18 protein-coding genes are annotated in these 16,491 nt (G+C 46.0%); 6 read left to right on the top strand and 12 right to left on the bottom strand.

Features of this window, described 5'->3' with window-relative positions; translation table 11 throughout:
• Window positions 1–38 precede the first annotated feature (38 nt).
• A complete protein-coding gene (gene ompR / locus B158_RS0103410) occupies window positions 39–761 on the bottom strand; it encodes an osmolarity response regulator transcription factor OmpR (protein WP_015781335.1) in 723 nt (240 codons plus the stop codon).
• Between the two features lie 216 nt (window positions 762–977).
• On the opposite strand from ompR, the gene B158_RS0103405 reads away from it, so the two are divergent.
• From B158_RS0103405 to B158_RS0103395, 3 genes are all read left to right on the top strand, one after another.
• Entirely contained in the window at window positions 978–3,299 is a 2,322-nt protein-coding gene (locus B158_RS0103405; RefSeq protein WP_018623948.1) for a Tex family protein, read from the top strand.
• Window positions 3,300–3,448: 149 nt separating this feature from the next.
• Complete coding sequence (locus B158_RS0103400) at window positions 3,449–3,961, top strand: disulfide bond formation protein B (RefSeq protein WP_018623947.1); 513 nt, start codon at window positions 3,449–3,451, stop codon at window positions 3,959–3,961.
• A 24-nt stretch (window positions 3,962–3,985) separates the two neighbouring features.
• The gene (locus B158_RS0103395) at window positions 3,986–4,282 is read left to right on the top strand and encodes an antibiotic biosynthesis monooxygenase family protein (RefSeq protein WP_018623946.1); all 297 of its coding nucleotides are present in this window, start codon (window positions 3,986–3,988) and stop codon (window positions 4,280–4,282) included.
• A gap of 68 nt (window positions 4,283–4,350) precedes the next feature.
• On the opposite strand, the gene B158_RS0103390 is transcribed toward B158_RS0103395, so the two are convergent.
• From B158_RS0103390 to B158_RS0103375, 4 genes are all read right to left on the bottom strand, one after another.
• A complete protein-coding gene (locus tag B158_RS0103390; RefSeq protein WP_018623944.1) occupies window positions 4,351–4,677 on the bottom strand; it encodes a DUF962 domain-containing protein in 327 nt (108 codons plus the stop codon).
• A 16-nt stretch (window positions 4,678–4,693) separates the two neighbouring features.
• Complete coding sequence (gene fkpA, locus B158_RS0103385) at window positions 4,694–5,641, bottom strand: FKBP-type peptidyl-prolyl cis-trans isomerase (RefSeq protein ID WP_018623942.1); 948 nt, start codon at window positions 5,639–5,641, stop codon at window positions 4,694–4,696.
• A gap of 67 nt (window positions 5,642–5,708) precedes the next feature.
• Window positions 5,709–6,215, bottom strand: coding sequence for a TIGR02444 family protein (locus B158_RS0103380; protein ID WP_018623939.1), 507 nt, complete (start codon window positions 6,213–6,215; stop codon window positions 5,709–5,711).
• A gap of 29 nt (window positions 6,216–6,244) precedes the next feature.
• Window positions 6,245–6,625, bottom strand: coding sequence for a DUF423 domain-containing protein (locus B158_RS0103375; RefSeq protein WP_018623937.1), 381 nt, complete (start codon window positions 6,623–6,625; stop codon window positions 6,245–6,247).
• A gap of 124 nt (window positions 6,626–6,749) precedes the next feature.
• Between B158_RS0103375 and B158_RS0103370 the strand changes: the two genes are divergently transcribed.
• Complete coding sequence (locus tag B158_RS0103370) at window positions 6,750–8,240, top strand: lysophospholipid acyltransferase family protein (protein WP_018623936.1); 1,491 nt, start codon at window positions 6,750–6,752, stop codon at window positions 8,238–8,240.
• Here B158_RS0103370 and B158_RS0103365 read toward each other — a convergent pair whose 3' ends face one another.
• The 7 genes from B158_RS0103365 to B158_RS0103330 all read right to left on the bottom strand — a co-directional run bounded on the left by B158_RS0103365 (window position 8,241) and on the right by B158_RS0103330 (window position 15,064).
• Window positions 8,241–9,269, bottom strand: coding sequence for a glycosyltransferase family 9 protein (locus B158_RS0103365; protein WP_018623935.1), 1,029 nt, complete (start codon window positions 9,267–9,269; stop codon window positions 8,241–8,243).
• A gap of 23 nt (window positions 9,270–9,292) precedes the next feature.
• A complete protein-coding gene (locus B158_RS0103360) occupies window positions 9,293–10,669 on the bottom strand; it encodes an MATE family efflux transporter (RefSeq protein WP_018623934.1) in 1,377 nt (458 codons plus the stop codon).
• A 285-nt stretch (window positions 10,670–10,954) separates the two neighbouring features.
• Complete coding sequence (locus B158_RS0103350; RefSeq protein WP_018623932.1) at window positions 10,955–11,605, bottom strand: SCO family protein; 651 nt, start codon at window positions 11,603–11,605, stop codon at window positions 10,955–10,957.
• Window positions 11,606–11,623: 18 nt separating this feature from the next.
• The gene (gene cyoE / locus B158_RS0103345) at window positions 11,624–12,571 is read right to left on the bottom strand and encodes a heme o synthase (protein WP_018623931.1); all 948 of its coding nucleotides are present in this window, start codon (window positions 12,569–12,571) and stop codon (window positions 11,624–11,626) included.
• Window positions 12,564–13,673, bottom strand: coding sequence for a COX15/CtaA family protein (locus B158_RS0103340; protein WP_018623930.1), 1,110 nt, complete (start codon window positions 13,671–13,673; stop codon window positions 12,564–12,566). Before B158_RS0103340 ends, cyoE begins: the two co-directional genes overlap by 8 nt.
• A 13-nt stretch (window positions 13,674–13,686) precedes the next feature.
• Window positions 13,687–14,298, bottom strand: coding sequence for a hypothetical protein (locus B158_RS0103335; RefSeq protein WP_018623929.1), 612 nt, complete (start codon window positions 14,296–14,298; stop codon window positions 13,687–13,689).
• On the bottom strand, window positions 14,279–15,064 hold the full coding sequence (locus B158_RS0103330; protein WP_156823039.1) for an SURF1 family protein: 786 nt from the start codon (window positions 15,062–15,064) through the stop codon (window positions 14,279–14,281). Before B158_RS0103330 ends, B158_RS0103335 begins: the two co-directional genes overlap by 20 nt.
• A gap of 131 nt (window positions 15,065–15,195) precedes the next feature.
• On the opposite strand from B158_RS0103330, the gene B158_RS0103325 reads away from it, so the two are divergent.
• Together B158_RS0103325 and B158_RS0103320 are read left to right on the top strand one after the other, a co-directional pair.
• On the top strand, window positions 15,196–15,480 hold the full coding sequence (locus B158_RS0103325; RefSeq protein WP_018623927.1) for a twin transmembrane helix small protein: 285 nt from the start codon (window positions 15,196–15,198) through the stop codon (window positions 15,478–15,480).
• Entirely contained in the window at window positions 15,437–16,489 is a 1,053-nt protein-coding gene (locus B158_RS0103320) for a DUF3667 domain-containing protein (RefSeq protein ID WP_228127056.1), read from the top strand. Before B158_RS0103325 ends, B158_RS0103320 begins: the two co-directional genes overlap by 44 nt.
• Window positions 16,490–16,491 lie beyond the last annotated feature (2 nt).

Below are 16,491 nucleotides of genomic sequence, written 5' to 3'. Positions count from 1 at the left end.
TGAAAGGCTCAGAAACGAATCATAGCAAGGCCTGCAGATCAGGCCTCACCACCATCCGGAACAAAAACATAACCCACACCCCAGACCGTCTGGATATAACGCGGATGTGCCGGATCAGCCTCAATCAGACGACGCAGTCGCGACACCTGTACATCAATGCTGCGCTCCAGGGCTGAATAGTCACGACCACGAGCAAGATTCATCAGCTTATCGCGAGAAAGCGGCTGGCGAGCATGCTCTACCAAAGACTTAAGGACTGCAAACTCACCGCTGGTTAACGAGATTGGATTGCCATCATCAGTCATCTCACGCGTAGCGAGATTCAGTGTGAAGCGACCAAAGCTGACAACAGTTTCAGAATTACTCGGTGCGCCGGGAATATGCTTGGCCTGACGACGTAACACGGCACGGATTCGAGCCAACAACTCGCGTGGATTGAAAGGTTTGGCCAGATAATCATCGGCACCGACCTCAAGGCCAACGATACGATCCACTTCATCGCCTTTGGCTGTCAGCATAATAATAGGGATGGGGTTATTTTGAGAACGCAGACGACGGCAAATGGATAGACCATCTTCTCCCGGAAGCATCAAGTCCAGCACCATCAGGTGATAGTTCTCACGCTCCAGAAAACGGTCCATCTGTTCGGCATTTTCGACCGTACGAACCATAAAGTCCTGTTCTTTAAGATAACGCTCCAGCAGGCTTCGCAAACGAACGTCATCATCAACTACTAATATTTTCGGAGTTTCTTCAGTCATAACCCAACATTCCTTCTACATTTTTGTTTCTTGTAATACACCAACGAAAATTAGTCATAAAAACAAACAATTATTCATGCTTATCGGCATATTGACTCTTATTTTACTCAAAGTTGAGTGCTGGGTCAGAACCGACTTGGGCATTTTGTTCTTTTTTCATAGGTTTTGAAGCACTATACTATGCCGCCATATTTTCCCCAATAAGCACTTAACAAGATGTTACAAATAAACCAACAGATAGCTCAAGAGTTAAATGTTCGCCCGCAACAGGTAGAAGCTGCGGTTCGCCTGCTTGATGAAGGCTCAACGGTTCCCTTTATCGCACGTTACCGTAAAGAAGTCACCGGAGCGCTGGACGATACCCAGCTCCGTGACCTTGAGCAGAGATTGGGTTATTTGCGCGAACTGGAAGATCGCCGCGCAGCTATCCTGAAAAGTATTGAAGAGCAGGAAAAGCTTACCCCTGAACTCAAGTCTTCAATAGAAGCTGCCACCACCAAGAGTGAGCTGGAAGATTTATACCTGCCTTATAAGCCTAAGCGTCGCACCAAAGCACAGATAGCGCGTGAAGCAGGGCTTGAACCATTAGCCATGGATTTATGGCAAAACCCAACGCTTGATCCGGAAGCAGAAGCAGAAAAATACCTCAATCCTGAGCATAAGATTGAAACCACCAAAGATGCACTGGATGGAGCCCGTCAAATTCTGATGGAAGTCTTTGCCGAAAATGCAGATTTGTTGAAAACACTGCGTGAATACTTATGGGACAATGCCTACATCCATTCAAAAGTGATTGAGGGTAAGGAAAAGGAAGGCATCAAGTTCTCCGATTACTTTGATCACAGCGAAGCCTTCAAAACCATTCCTTCGCACCGAATTCTGGCCCTGCTTCGTGGCCGTAATGAAAATATCCTGACGTTGCAGATGGTTTCCAATCAGGACCTCATCAAGGATCCTGAAGCCAGTGATCCGTGTTTATCCATGGTAGCTGATCATTTCAATATCAAAGATCAAAAACGTGCTGCCGATTACTGGTTGCAGCAGGTCGTCCTGTGGACCTGGAAAATTAAACTCCACCTTTATCTTGAAACGGAATTGTTAGCCAAGGTTCGTGAACTGGGCGAGACCGAAGCTATTCGCATTTTTGCCCGCAACCTGAATGATCTGCTGATGGCAGCTCCTGCAGGTGCCAAAACCAACATGGGATTGGATCCGGGTTTGAGAACCGGTACCAAAGCGGTGATTGTGGATGAAACAGGCAAACTTCTGACCCAGACCACTATCTTCCCACACGCCCCGCAAAACCAGTGGGACCAGTCCTTACGCAAGTTGCAGACATTATGCGAAATGCACAAGGTTGAGCTAGTCAGTATCGGCAATGGTACGGCATCCAGAGAAACCGACAAGCTGGTTGCCGAGCTAATGAAGATGGCACCGCAGCTTAAATTGCAGAAAATCATGGTCAGCGAAGCAGGTGCTTCGGTTTATTCGGCATCAGCTCTGGCAGCACAGGAGTTCCCGGATCTGGACGTCAGCTACCGTGGTGCAGTCTCCATCGCCCGTCGCCTGCAGGATCCTTTGGCAGAGCTGGTCAAAATCGAACCAAAATCCATTGGTGTAGGTCAATATCAGCATGACGTTAGCCAAAGCCAGCTGGCCAAAAGCCTTGATGGCGTAGTTGAAGACTGTGTGAATGCGGTTGGTGTCGATTTAAATATGGCTTCGGTACCGCTACTGACGCGTGTTTCTGGCCTCAGTAAAACCATTGCTCAGAATATCGTAAACTGGCGTGACACCAATGGTCGCTTCAATAACCGTAAGCAGCTGCTCGAAGTTGAGCGCATGGGTCCGAAAACTTACGAGCAGGCGGCAGGTTTCCTACGTATTAGAGACGGAGACAATGCGCTGGACAGCTCAGCGGTTCACCCGGAAGCTTATCCAGTGGTTGAGAAAATGATGCAATCCCTTGAGCTGCAGGATGTTCACCAGTTAATGGGTAATACCGACAAGCTTCGCCAAATCAAGGCACAGGAATTTACCGATGAGACTTTCGGTTTGCATACCGTTAACGATATTTTGAAAGAACTGGACAAGCCAGGTCGTGATCCACGCCCAGAGTTCAAAATGGTTCGTTTCAAAGAAGGCGTCGAAACTCTGAATGACCTGAAAATTGGTATGGAGCTTGAGGGTGTTGTCACCAACGTAACGGCCTTTGGTGCCTTTATCGATGTTGGCGTTCATCAGGATGGATTGGTTCATTTGTCGATGATGGCTAATGAATTTATTAAAGACCCTGCTGAAGTTGTAAAAGCTGGTGATATTGTGAAAGTCTGGGTACTGGACGTTGATATGCAGCGTAAGCGAATCAGCCTGTCCATGATTGGGCCGGATTCTCAGGCAGCCTCAAAACCAGCTCAGAAACGTGATGCTCAAAGCCATAAAAAAGGCAACTTTAAAGGAAACCAGTCCAATAAGCGTGGTCAAACTAAACCACAGGGTGCTTTTGCTGACGCATTGGCTGCTGCCCTGAAGAAGTAGTCGTTATTGGAACTTAGTTACAAATTGTCACTTTTAAACCGTCAATGTCACGGGTAGTATTGCCAGGCGTAACTGCTTGCACTTTTAGCGAAGTGCAGGTAGTGTGCGCTATTCGCGTCCTGTGAACAAATGACACAAGAGCAACAAACATGAATTTAAATAGCCGTGGCTGGAATTTCTTAGGTGCATTCATCTGTTATCAATTACTGGTGACAGCCCTTTATTTCCAGTACGTGGATGGGCTTGAGCCTTGTCCTTTATGTATTTTCCAACGCGTTGTAGTGGCTGTGATGGGCATCATCCTATTGCTAAACGCCATTCATAACCCTGCCATTTCTTCTATCAGCAATCGAATCTATCAAATCCTTGGCTTATTAACTGCAATAGCCGGAATAGGCATTTCGGGGCGCCACGTTTACCTGCAAAGTTTGCCAGAAGGCGAAGCTCCGGCCTGTGGTGCGCCTCTGGATTATATGATGGATGTACTACCATTCATGGAAGTACTGCAAACCGTATTAACCGGCGCTGGGGAATGCGCCAAAATCAGTTGGAGATTCTGGGGAATCTCAATGCCTGGCTGGATGCTGATCATATTCATCATAGCGGCTCTGGTCTTTGGCTTCAGACTCTTCAAAGCATTCCAGCAACCGAAACCACTTTAATCTAATGGCACAACCGAGGCTCTTATGATCCGAGTTATTATCGAGCGAGTTATCAGCGAAGGTAAGTTAGACGACTATCACGCACTGATCCGCCAAGCTAAAAATAAAGCCAGCAACTCAGCAGGCTTCTTAACCGGCGAAATTTTCCACGTTAAAGACAATCCAAATCATGTGATCGTCATGTCGTGCTGGGATTCATTTGACACCTGGGAGGTCTGGGCGGAGTCAGAGCAACGTTTGGACTTATTAGACGCTATGCGTCCCTTGCTGGAATCAGATGAAAAAGTAACAGTTCTGGAAAGTAGCAATATTAAAAGTTAATTATTGAGAAATATAAAAAACCAGCTTAGTTAAGCTGGTTTTTTTATATTAGAACTGCCGAAATATCTTCAGAAGTACTTTGGCCACTCTTTTTTTAACTGTCCCGTCATTGCCATATATAGCATCTTATAATCTGCCAATAATGACCATAACGGATAGGTGAAAGTCGCTGGACGGTTCTTCTCAATGGTGAAGTGACCAATCCAGGCTGGGCCATAGCCAACCACTAACACGAGTGGTAACCATAGCCATTGTGCCGTAATAATAAGGTAAGTCAGCAAGAGCAATGACGCGGTTGTGCCAACGTAATGCAACAGACGGTTACTCGGCAAGCGATGCTCACCGAGATAAAAAGGCCAAAACTCTTTAAAGCTTTTGATGCTTTTTTCCGTCATATTGCTTTACCAATGATTACTGATCGTCACCAGTCGCTTCTTTGACTTCTTCTTCAACTTCCTGAGCAGCCTCTTCAACTGTTTCCTGAGTTTCTTCAGCAGCCTGCTCTAGCTCTTGAGCCGCTTCTTCTACATGTTCTTCCATCTGCTCATCAATTGTTGGCTCTGGATCAGGTTGAACCGGTTCAGTTGGGTTAATCTCAAGTAATTCTACTTCAAAAACCAGGGTTGAATTACCTGGGATTGTGCCACGGTCCATTTCACCATAAGCAAGCTCAGGCTTAATCACGAACTCATACTTATCACCAACATTCATCAACTGAACACCTTCTGTCCAGCCAGGAATCACGCCACGCAATGGGAAGTCGATGGGTTGCTTTCGCTCATAGGAGCTATCGAATTCTTTACCATCGATAAAAGTACCACGGTAATGAACGCGAACGGTATCTTCAGCTGCTGGGCTTTCTTCGCTACCGCTTGCCTCGATCACACGATACATCAAACCAGATTCAGTAGTTTGAACGCCTTCTTTCTTGGCATACTCTTCACGGAAAGCTGCACCCTCGGCCAAGTTAGCTTCTGCTTCTTGCTGAGCTTCAGCTTCCAATTTAGCCTGATGCTCTTCCATCTTGGTGTTTAGATTGTTCTGGAAGGCTTCCATTTGCTCATCAACTTCTTCATCAGTTAGTTGAGCATTGCCGGCGAAACCGTCTTTAATGCCTTCAGCGACAATCTGTGGATTAATTTCTATACCGTACTCTTTTAAAGACTCGAAATTCTGCCCCATTTGCTTGGAGAAATTAACTCCAATTGCATAAGCAGCTTTATCGTATTCGCCTTTAAATTCAACGGCCTGCTGAGCACCGTCTGTGCTCTCTTTTTTATCACCTGATTGCTCACAGGCAACCAATGCAGCGCTGAGCGCTAAAACTAATGCAGTTTTCTTAATAGTTAGTTGTTTCACTGATATTTTCCCCAAATAGTGGTTGAAAAACAGGCATTGTGCAGGAGTTATCTGCAAAATGCGAGGTCTAAACCTGTAACTTTTGAACTATGCCTCCTAGTTCTGAGGCTTGCTGCAGGGCTTCATCCGCTTCGATTCGCGACTGCGCCTGAGTTTGGATATAGAAACGTAAATTGCTCATAGGTTCAACAGAATTCGGCACAATCGGCCAGAAGGGCAGCAAGCTCTTAACTGCCTGTTGCTGCAACAGTTTTTCGCCCTTTAATTCAAGAGATAAGAGCTTTTTATACTCATCCTTCTGTCCCAAATGCTTAGCCTTTCGACGCCTGTGGCGTAAACCAGAAACAGCCTGAGATGCCTGCAGACCTTCACGAATGACTTTTTTCCAGATAACAGCATCCATCGCTATGCCTTGCTGTTCGGTCCACAGCGCAAGTAGGACGTAATTGACATTCAGTTGATAGCTATCCTGAAGTTTAAGCAATAGGGGTTTAACCTGAGAGGCCTCATAAAAGACGCAGGACCAATCCCAGAAATTATCCTGATGATGTTGTAATAACTGTTCCTTGACCATCAACTTACCCCATTAGTTGATCCAGGTATTTAATCGAATTGCTTAACCTTGCTGGTTAGAACGGCCCAGAAAAAGACCAGCCAGCTTATTATTAGTAGGCTTCCGCCTAGCGGGATCACTTTACGGATCAACTCATTGCCCGTCAATGCGTAAAAATACAGCCCACCACTGAATCCCACAATACCGGCAAACATCAACCAGCCTGCAAGTTCTCCCTTAGTGTTAGCTAGACACCCTGATATCAAGCCTACGGCAATCAAGCCAAGTGCATGATAGATCTGATATTGAACACCCAGTTCAAACAGTCTTTGCATATCGCTGCTTAGCTCCAAGGCATGCGATCCAACGGCTCCCAGAGCCACACCAAGTGCCATGAACATGGCGCCATGTAAGATAAAGTGCTTTTTCATTATTGCTCGCCAATGTTAAATGGGCCTTAGTATTACACGAGAAAAGCGGTTTACAAAATCTGCGGTTTTATAATCCACCTCTTTACGGGTAAAATGACTCAAATTTTTTAATGATTTGAATCCCTTGGCTAAAAAAACCAGCAAAATATCCGCCTTCTTTATTGGCCTTGCCTTTGGTCTACTCAAACTGTTTGCAAAGCTACCCTACCCGTTTGTTATAGCCTGCGGACGTCAGCTGGGGCGTCTGCTTTACCGGGTTAAAAGCCGCCGCATTATTGTTGAAGCCAACCTCCGTTACTGCTTTTCTGATGTCAGCTACTCAGAGCGGCAGGCCATGTGCAAACAACATTTTCTGGCATTAGGAGAAGGTTTCGCTGAGTTAGCTCTGGCCTGGTACAAGCCTTTTAAAAAGCTGGAAAAATACCATGAAATTCGCGGACTTGAGCACTACGAAAAAGCTCAGGCAACTGGCCGCGGAATATTGTTCCTGGGTTATCACAACACCAGTCTCGAACTATCTGGCGCCATTATGTCTCGCTATCTGGAGTTTGCCGCCTTTTATCGCCCGAATAAAAATCCGGCCCTGGACTACCATATCCAGAAAGGCCGTAATAATCGTACCCAGACCATGGGCCGAAACGATATTCGCTCGATCGGCAAGTGGCTCAAATCGGGTAAAAACTTATGGTTCATGCCGGATCAGGATATGGGTCGCAAAGCGACCGTTTTTGCGCCCTTCTTCGGCAATCCAATGGCGACTCTGAATTCCCCAATGCGAATTACTAAACTGGGTAATGCCATTGTCCTTCCCGTCAGTTATCACAAGGATAAGAAAGGCAAAATGATTGTCGAAGTTCTGCCCGAGGTGGAATTTACCGGGCAGGATGATATTGATTGCGCCATGGCCAATAAAATTCTCGAGGCCTGTATCATGCAAGCGCCTGAACAGTATTACTGGGTTCATCGCCGCTTTAAGACCTTACCGGAAGGCCAGCGCACCATCTACAAACAGAAACCACCCAGACTGAAGACAATCAGCAGTGAACAACATGATGGCGCTATTAGCTCAGGCAAGACATTAACCAGACAGGACGGCTTACCAAAGCTGGTTCGTACCTTTGACGGACAGTTACTGAATATCTTTCCGCGTCGCACTAGCCTGGCCATTGATATTACTCGTCAGGAATTGAAGCGGATGTTGGAGAAATGCTCACTGTTTACCTTCCGCGGGTTTTATACCATTACTCCACAGGAGTTTACTTTATGCGAAGAGCGCAATGCTTATATGTTGCGCTACCTTGAAGTACCCGGGGTCAGTTTAAGCCACATTCCTGCTGATCGACACGAACCAACGGCTATTCTACTGGGCAGCTGGCTTAACCATCTGCACAGCGAAGGTGTGTATCTGAAGGATATCCGCCAGACCAACATTCAGATACTTCCGAATGGTTCTTTTATTTTGCTGAACCCGACCAACTGTGAATTTTTTGACTGTGAATTAAAAGTATCTCTTCGCGAAAAAGATCGCCAGCAAATGATGGAAAGCATCGCCTTACTAAAAGACAGTCAAAGATGCAGAGAGCTTTTCATTGAGCAGTACCAGATGAAGCCTTAACTATAATTCTGGCATTAATAGACCCAATTTAGCCATCACCTCATCAACACTGATCAAATCTATTGCCTGGCGGCTGTGTACTCGCGTCCGCCAGCGAACCTGGTCAATATTTTTGCCAAGAAACTGCTGCACTGCCGGCTCAAACTTATCGATGGTGTATTCCTGATTAAGGTAAGGGCCAGATAGTTTGCTCGGTGCAACCGCATACAAACCAATCACCGGAGTACCCACACCATTGGCAACATGCGCAGGTCCTGTATCCGGCGCAATACATACTTTGCCCTTCTGCAAGATGGCAGCCAGTTGCTGTAAGTTTGTCTTGCCGACACAATTGATAACGTCTACCTGACTTTCAATCTCTTGCGCCAATTCGTGATCCAATTTATCTGGCCCACCTGTTAGTACAACAGGTAACTGGTAACGCTCCTGAATCTGCTGAATCAGTTGTACCGTATTAGCGGTAGACCAGCAGCGCTCCAACTTACTGGCCGCCGGATTAATCACCACATAGCTCTCTGGCAACTGCAGGTCAGCAATGGAGCTGACAGCGTCACTCGGCAGAGTAATTGACCAGTCATCGGCACTGACCTCGAGTTTGCTTTGGATCAACTGTTCTGCAAAACGTCTAAAGCTGTCATGCAGATGTTCATCACTAAAATCAATTCGTTCACTAGTGAATAGCCATTGCCAATCACGGGCACGTGTTTTATCGAAACCAATTTTACGGGCACAGCGGATTAATGGATATATCAGGTTTGCTCGTGCGCTGGCCTGCATTGCCAGTACTGCATCAAAATTATGCTCTGCCAGTTGTTTTTTCAGGCTTCGATAATCAGACATACTTTTGGGTTTATCGATAGGAATATAGTGTAAACGGGGATGAGTAGAATCCTTTAACAGGCTATAGGCAGCTTTGCCGATAATCCAATACAGTTCCAGTTCTGGCTTCTGTCGTAAAAGCGCACGTACCACCGGTAAAACCAGTGTGCAATCACCAATTGCGGAAAGTCTGACCAAAGCAACTTTCATGGATGCTCCACCTATTTCAATTGTTATCCTTTCGTCAATGGAACTTTATCCAAAGCGATATAGGCACCTGCCTTAATACCCAGCTTTAAAAACAGCACCGAACTGAGTGCTCGCAGTAGCATAAAGGCATAAAAAGCCAACCACAAGCCATGATTACCGAGGCTTTTAGTCACAAAATATAAAGGCACAAAGCCTAACAGTACTGCAATCAACATCGAGTTGCGCATGGCGCCAATTTGCGATGCGCCAATAAAAACCCCATCCAGCCAGAAACTCCAAACCGAAACCAGCGCCATAAAGATGATATACAAATGGTAAGGCTCAGAGGCTGCAATAACACTATCAATACTGGTTATTAATCCAATGAACTCTTCAATAAAGAGCCAGAAAATCAGGGCAAAAATGATACTGACCAGTAACGACCATAAACCACCCACATTGATGCTTGAACGGAAATCCCGCCAACTGTTGCGACCAATGGCTTTTCCGACCAGCGCTTCAACGGCATTGGCAAATCCATCAAGACCATTGGCAATCAGCAGTAGGAAATTAAGCAGAATGACGTTAATAGCCATCACTTCATCGCCCAACTCTGCACCTCGGGCATGAATGGTAAAAAACACCAGTTCCAAAGCCAGTGTACGAATCAGCAAGTCACCATTAAGTCCCAGCAAGCGCTTTAACTTATGCCAGGCCAGTTTAAACTTTTCGGCAATCGGATACTTGGCCAAAAGCCGTATCACATGATAACCACCAAATGCGCAACCAATCACTTCAGCAATCACACTGGCCAGCGCAACCCCTTCGACCGTCATGCCAAGACCCAGCACAAAATACAGATCCAGCACCACATTCAAAAGATTAATAATCAACAGCATCCAGAATGGAATACGCGCCGTCTGCATACCCAGGAACCAACCAATCATCACTGCGTTCAGTAAACTAAAAGGCAATCCCCAGATTCGAGTATTCCAATAAGCTAGAACACTGGACTCCACTTCATCCGATCCCTCTATCCACCACAGAATCAGATCAATCAGCCACGGATTCAATAATAAAGTCAGAAAGGCAACAGATAATCCCAGTAAAGACGACAGCCACAACCACTGCCGGATAGCAACATGATCTTCCGCACCATAAGCCTGCGCCACCAGCCCCGTGGTAATCATCCGCAGAAAACCCATGGTCCAGACAATAAAGGTAAACAACGCAGCACCCAGCCCCACAGCCGCCAGATAAAACGGCTCCGGCAAATGACCCATCACCGCCGAATCTACCAACCCCACCAAAGGCACCGTCATATTCGACAGCAACATCGGCAACGCAATACGCCAAATCGCCGAATGCTGATCAGTACGCTTTAAATCAGTTTTTAGTGTAGCAGTAGTCCAGAGTTTCATAACTTATCATTCGCTGAAGGTAGTGCTCTCATTTTCCCCCTGGAGTTAGCCGACAGAAGAAAAAATATAGCGTAAATTGGGAAGGGATAGCCCAATTTAGCCAATTCGAAACATGGATGTTTCGTTTGGCGGCGCGTTAATATTTTTGATGAAAGAGGGAAGTCCGAAGGACCTAACGATTGGGGCGTCTTTTCTTTTCGCCCTTTTCTTTGGACGAGCAAAGAAAAGGGCGGATAAAATACTACTAACTTAAAATAAATTACCACTTATGAAAAATAATTAAGACTAGAACTCTGACTGTTCCCTCAAAATCTCATAATCCCTCGCCACTGTACCCACTAAGTCCTCACCAGGTAAAACTTCATCGGGAGTCAGAAGTGCGTAACGGCGGCCTAGCGGATCGATAATAAACCAGCGTGCAGTATGCTCAACCAGATAGTTATCAGGATCATCATGGCCGGGGATTTTATAGAAAGTCACGCCTATCGATTCAGTTAATTTACGAGTCTCTTCGAGCCCTGCATTGATGCCGATAAAATCTTTGTTAAACGCCGGAACATACTTATTCAATCGCTCGAGCGTATCACGCTCAGGGTCAACGGAAACCATCACCACTTGCGTAGACTTGGCTATATTCTCTGGCAATTGTTGCATGACTTGATTGATGTTGCTCATAGCCGTTGGGCACACATCGGGGCAGGTAGTAAAACCAAAAAAGACGATGCTCCAGTTACCGATAAAGTTTTCCTGATTAAAGGTTTCGCCAGTGTGCGTTTTACCTTCGAAAGGGGCAATCGCTCGAGGTTCGCCAAAAGTTCGAATCAGTTGCATTTCTTTTGGGGCAAATAAAAATTGGTAAGACATAACGCCAGCAACCAATGACAAAATCGCAACCAAAATAAAAATCAGTCTGGTAAACGCTGTGTTCTTCTGCATATCAGCCTCTAGTATTCATTAAAATTTGATAAAAGGATCGACGTAATGATCGATTAACAGGAATGCAAACAAGAAAGTCAGATAACCAATCGACACCCCAAAGGTTTTCATAGCAATCCCTTCACGCTCACGGTATTTCAAAATTACCGTGTAGTACAGGAACCAAAGTCCCAGCCCTACCGCACCGATTAAATAGATAATGCCACTCATACCAGTCAGGTAAGGAAGCAAGGTCGATAAGATCAATAAAATTGTGTAAAGCACGATTGAAGTCTTGGTGAAATCTTCACCATGAGTCACTGGCAGCATTGGGATTTCTGCTTTGGCATAATCTTCGATTCGATGAATCGAAAGCGCCCAGAAATGCGGTGGCGTCCAGGTGAAAATAATTAGCACCAGTAGCCAGGCATAAGGGTCAGCGGAGCCGGTTACCGAAGTCCAGCCGAGTAACGGTGGAATCGCCCCTGACAAACCACCAATCACAATATTCTGCGGTGTGGCACGCTTTAAAAACATAGTGTAGACGAAAGCATAGCCAACCAACCCACCAAGGGTTAACACGGCTGTTAAAGGATTAACCAGGAACCACAACATGGCCATGGCAACCGCTGCTAACACAGTCGAGAAAATAACTGCATTACGTGGCTTAACGCGCCCCTGAGCAACTGGACGCTGCATGGTACGCGCCATCATGGTATCAATGCGCGCATCCACTACATGATTAACCACCGCCGCAGCACCAGACGCAAAAGCGATACCCAAAGTACCGAAGATTAATGCGTTCAATGGCGGGAACCAGTTTTGGGTAACATCGTTAGCCAAAAACATACCGACCACTGCGGTAAATACCAGCAAATAGACAACCTTTGGCTTGGTTAGCTCATAATAATCACGCCAGGTGATAGGACGACCTTGGCTTTTCGGCTCACCCTCTGTTGTCTGGGTTTGCGAATTCGAATCAGCCATGTTTTCCTCCCACTTGTTTGGCTTGTCTAAATTGCCAATTGACCAAAAAGTTCACGGCGAGCACCGTTAATAACAAAATAGCACCACCACCATTGTGTGCTACTGCAACATACAGTGGTAGAGCAAAAATGATATTGCTGAAGCCTAATAGCATTTGTCCTATTAAGACCAGCGCCAACGCTCGACCAAAGTGACGGATCAGGACACTGTCTTTCTCACGAATCATCAAGAGCGCCAATAACCCAACAATCAAGAAGACGATATAAGCACCAATTCTATGACTGACATGAATCGCCACTTTCTGATCGTGGCTCAAAACGCCACCTTCATAATTGATAAAGGGTTCGCCCTGTGCTTTGGCCAGATCGGCTTCAAATTTTTCCTGCTCCAGCGCTTTGAACTCATCGAACTCAAAGCCTTTCTGCCACAAATCATAACCACCTTTAAAATCGACATTCTGGGTCCAGCCATCATTACAGAATGGCAATTCAGTACAGGCTGTGGCGGCATAGTTTGCTGCGGTCCAGCCACCTAAGGCGATCTGTAGAATGACCAGCACCAAGCTGACCATTGCCAGCTTCTTGAACTTCTTGGCGACCACCTGCGATAAAGAAACAATTTTGGGTCTAAGCTGTAAGATATATAAAAACAGTAGCGATAAAATTGAGAAGCCACCCAGCAGATGAAGCATTACTACAAACGGATGTACCTTCAGCGTTACCGTCCACATTCCGAGCAGCCCCTGGAATATAACCAAGGGCAGCAGAATAGAAGGCAGCAACACCGGAATGCTTGGATCTTTACGGCGACCTTTCCAGGCGCCAACAAATAGAATAATGATGACCAGACCAATCGCCTTGGCGAAGTGGCGGTGGATCATTTCAGGCCAGGCTTTATCGGCCTCGAAAACCTGATTGTATTCCACCTCAGCCTGCTTGATGTAGTCAGCATCCTGAGGAACGGTGAAGTGGCCATAGCAGCCAGGCCAATCAGGACAACCAAGACCTGCGTCACTTAGACGAGTCCAGGCACCCAGTAAAATCACACACAGCGCCAGAATGCTGGCGAAAATAGCGAACTTACGTAATGTTTTCTTTTGCATTGAAAGTACCTACTTACAAACCTGTGGCCTTAATGGCACGTCGCACATCATCACGCAGACCTTTGCTGCGCATTATCGCTTCCTGCTCATCAGTTACCGGCTCGTAACGCATAAAAATATTGCCGTGTACATCCATCAAATAAATCTTGCCGCTTTCCAGCTGAGCGCCTTCGCCCACAGTTGGCTGGCCATTACCACGCGCCAGTTGCAGTTGCTCACTGTCCTGCACCTTATCTTCGTAAATAATGTCATCCGGAAAAACAATCAGGCGAGTCAGTTTTTCAGACTCTTTGCCCAAAGTAGCATGGGTCTGGGTTAACCAGTGAATATTCAGCTCGCAAGCTTCATCGCAGGTATTTTTCTGGGGAAAATACACCCACCACCACTGAGTTTCGAAGTCTTTGAAATGTAATGGCTCATCATCAATGCCATACCATTGGAACTGCTCAAAGTGAGGATAAGGGCTTTCCAATAGGGTACCGTTGTTTTTAGTCGCTACCTGGAACCAGCCCATGTGCATCGCCACATAAGCCAGAATAACTGGCGCGGCAAAAACCAGAACTAACGCCGAAACCACTTTACGGTTCTGGCTGCGTACTTTCGGGTCAACCGTTTGCTGACTCATCTTGTCTCTCTCGCTTAAGATTTAACACTATGAATAAAATGATCAGAACCAAAGCCATACCAAACCATTGAATGGCATAAGCAATATGCTTCTCCGGAGGACTTGCCACCAACTCCCACTGCCTGACAAAGGGCGAGTTAGGGTCTGCCTGCTGCCTGACCACAAAAGGAGCGGTATGATACCCTATTTCACCTGCTTTTTCTGCAATAGTTTCCAGATCAAATTGGCCGATAAGCCAGGCATCATCGAACTTTTGCCATTGCGCATTTTGTGCCACAACCTGATTGGAACCCTTTGAGAAATAGAGCTGACCTTCAAGGCTCTGATCCTCGAAAGTGGGAATTGTAGGGACCTTCTCGTAAAAATCTTGTCGAGGCAACCAGCCTCTGCTAACCAGAATGTATTTTGGCAGTTTTGACGATGCAGCAGAATCGGTCTGCCATAGGGCGAACACTTCATAGCCCAGACGCCCATCGCGCTTCTGATTATCCACCACAAGATGCAGTTTAGGCACCGCTCGTCCAGCCACTGTAACCTTGGTCTGATCAGGCTGTTCCAACTGCAATGCCTGCTCGAGGGCTATACTTGGCTGATTGGATTTGGCTTCCAGATTAGCTATCAGTTGACGTTTTTCTTCGGCACGATCCAGTTGCCAGATGCCCAATCGAATCAAAACCGGCAACAGCAATAAAAAGGCAATGGCGGGAATCAAGGCCGGTGCAAAGCTACGGGAGCCCATCGAGATTTTGAATAAAGGTTTAGACAAAACAAGCCCTTAACATTCTACTGCTTCTGTTTTTAGCGCCAATCAGCGTATAATGTGACACGAGTTCTTACTCAAACTTTCACTCAAGAAAGCCAGTCTTCGTGATTGGTTAAAAGCAAAAGAATGACATTATGTGGATTAAAATTGTACTTATTATATTGATGCTGGCCATATTATTCAGCCTTTTTAGGGGGCTGTTTTTCCTCGGCAAGGGCGACGAAGAGTCCAGCAAAAAGCTGGTTAAAGCACTAAGCTGGCGGATTGGCTTATCTATCTTGTTGTTTATCATCGTAATTTTGCTACATTACTTTGGAGTTATAGAATTTAGAGATAGTGTTCTACCCGTAGAAACCTCAATTCAAGGAAGTAGCAGTGAATCAGCCCAACACAATGCCAGATACCCCAAAAGCTGGTAAACCTGAAAAATTTTGCAATCAATGTGGGCAAAAGACCTTCCGTCCACAGCGAACCATCAAAGAGCTTCTGGTCGAGTTTGTCGAAGACTGGCTAAACTTTGACTCAAAAGTTTTTAAGACTGCACGCATGCTCTCCAAGCCCGGAGCACTGTCGCGGGATTACTTCACCAACTCACACCATAAGAATCATTACGTCACTCCGATCAAGCTTTACCTGATCCTGTCGATCATTTTCTTGTTAATGACCAATGCTGGTGGCTTTAATGTCAATAATGTCCAGATTGGTACCAATAACCTGAGCGAGCAGGAAAGAGCCAAAGTACAGGAAGCCTTAACGGATGCACAGCAGCAACTGGGGGATAACCCGGCTCTCAGCCCTGAAGTCTTGAAAGCAATCGACAATGCACAGGCCGAAGCCGCTCAAGAAGAAACCGATCCGGTTGTTTTGGCTCTTAACTGCAAATCCGATGCAAAAAATATTTTTCATCTGTGGCCACAGTGGTTAGATCAGGCACTGGAAGAGCGTATAGACAAATTGTGCGATACCTACCACGACATCTCCTATCTGCCTGAAGAAAAGCAGAAAGCCGCTCGCAGCGCACTGGGGCTTTCCATCGTCCAGAATATGATTGAGGTGATTCCACAGACGGTTTTATTTGCGCTGCCGTTATTCGCCTTATTGCTGAGCCTTTTTTATGTCTTTAAAAAGCATCTGTATGTAGAACACTTGGTATTATTGATTCACAGCCACAGCTTCATGTTTGCCATAATCCTGCTTTATCTGGGCTGGTATCAGCTGGTCACAATAGTTCCCCAGTTGCAGATACTGCATCTGGGCTGGTTTGTGTTTATAGGCTTAATCGTTTACCTGTTCTATACCCAAAAAAACTTTTATCAGACGGGATACTGGGCCACCACTTGGCGTTTCATTCTTTATGGGCTGCTGTATATCGTGATATTTAGTTTTATGATGCTGATAGCGCTATTAATTGGTTTAATGTCGGCTTGATG

This window comes from Kangiella aquimarina DSM 16071, from assembly GCF_000374105.1.
In the GTDB taxonomy this organism is placed as follows: domain Bacteria; phylum Pseudomonadota; class Gammaproteobacteria; order Enterobacterales; family Kangiellaceae; genus Kangiella; species Kangiella aquimarina.
The sequence above is the reverse complement of the archived record's forward strand: the minus strand, read 5'-3'. Positions and strand labels throughout refer to the sequence as shown.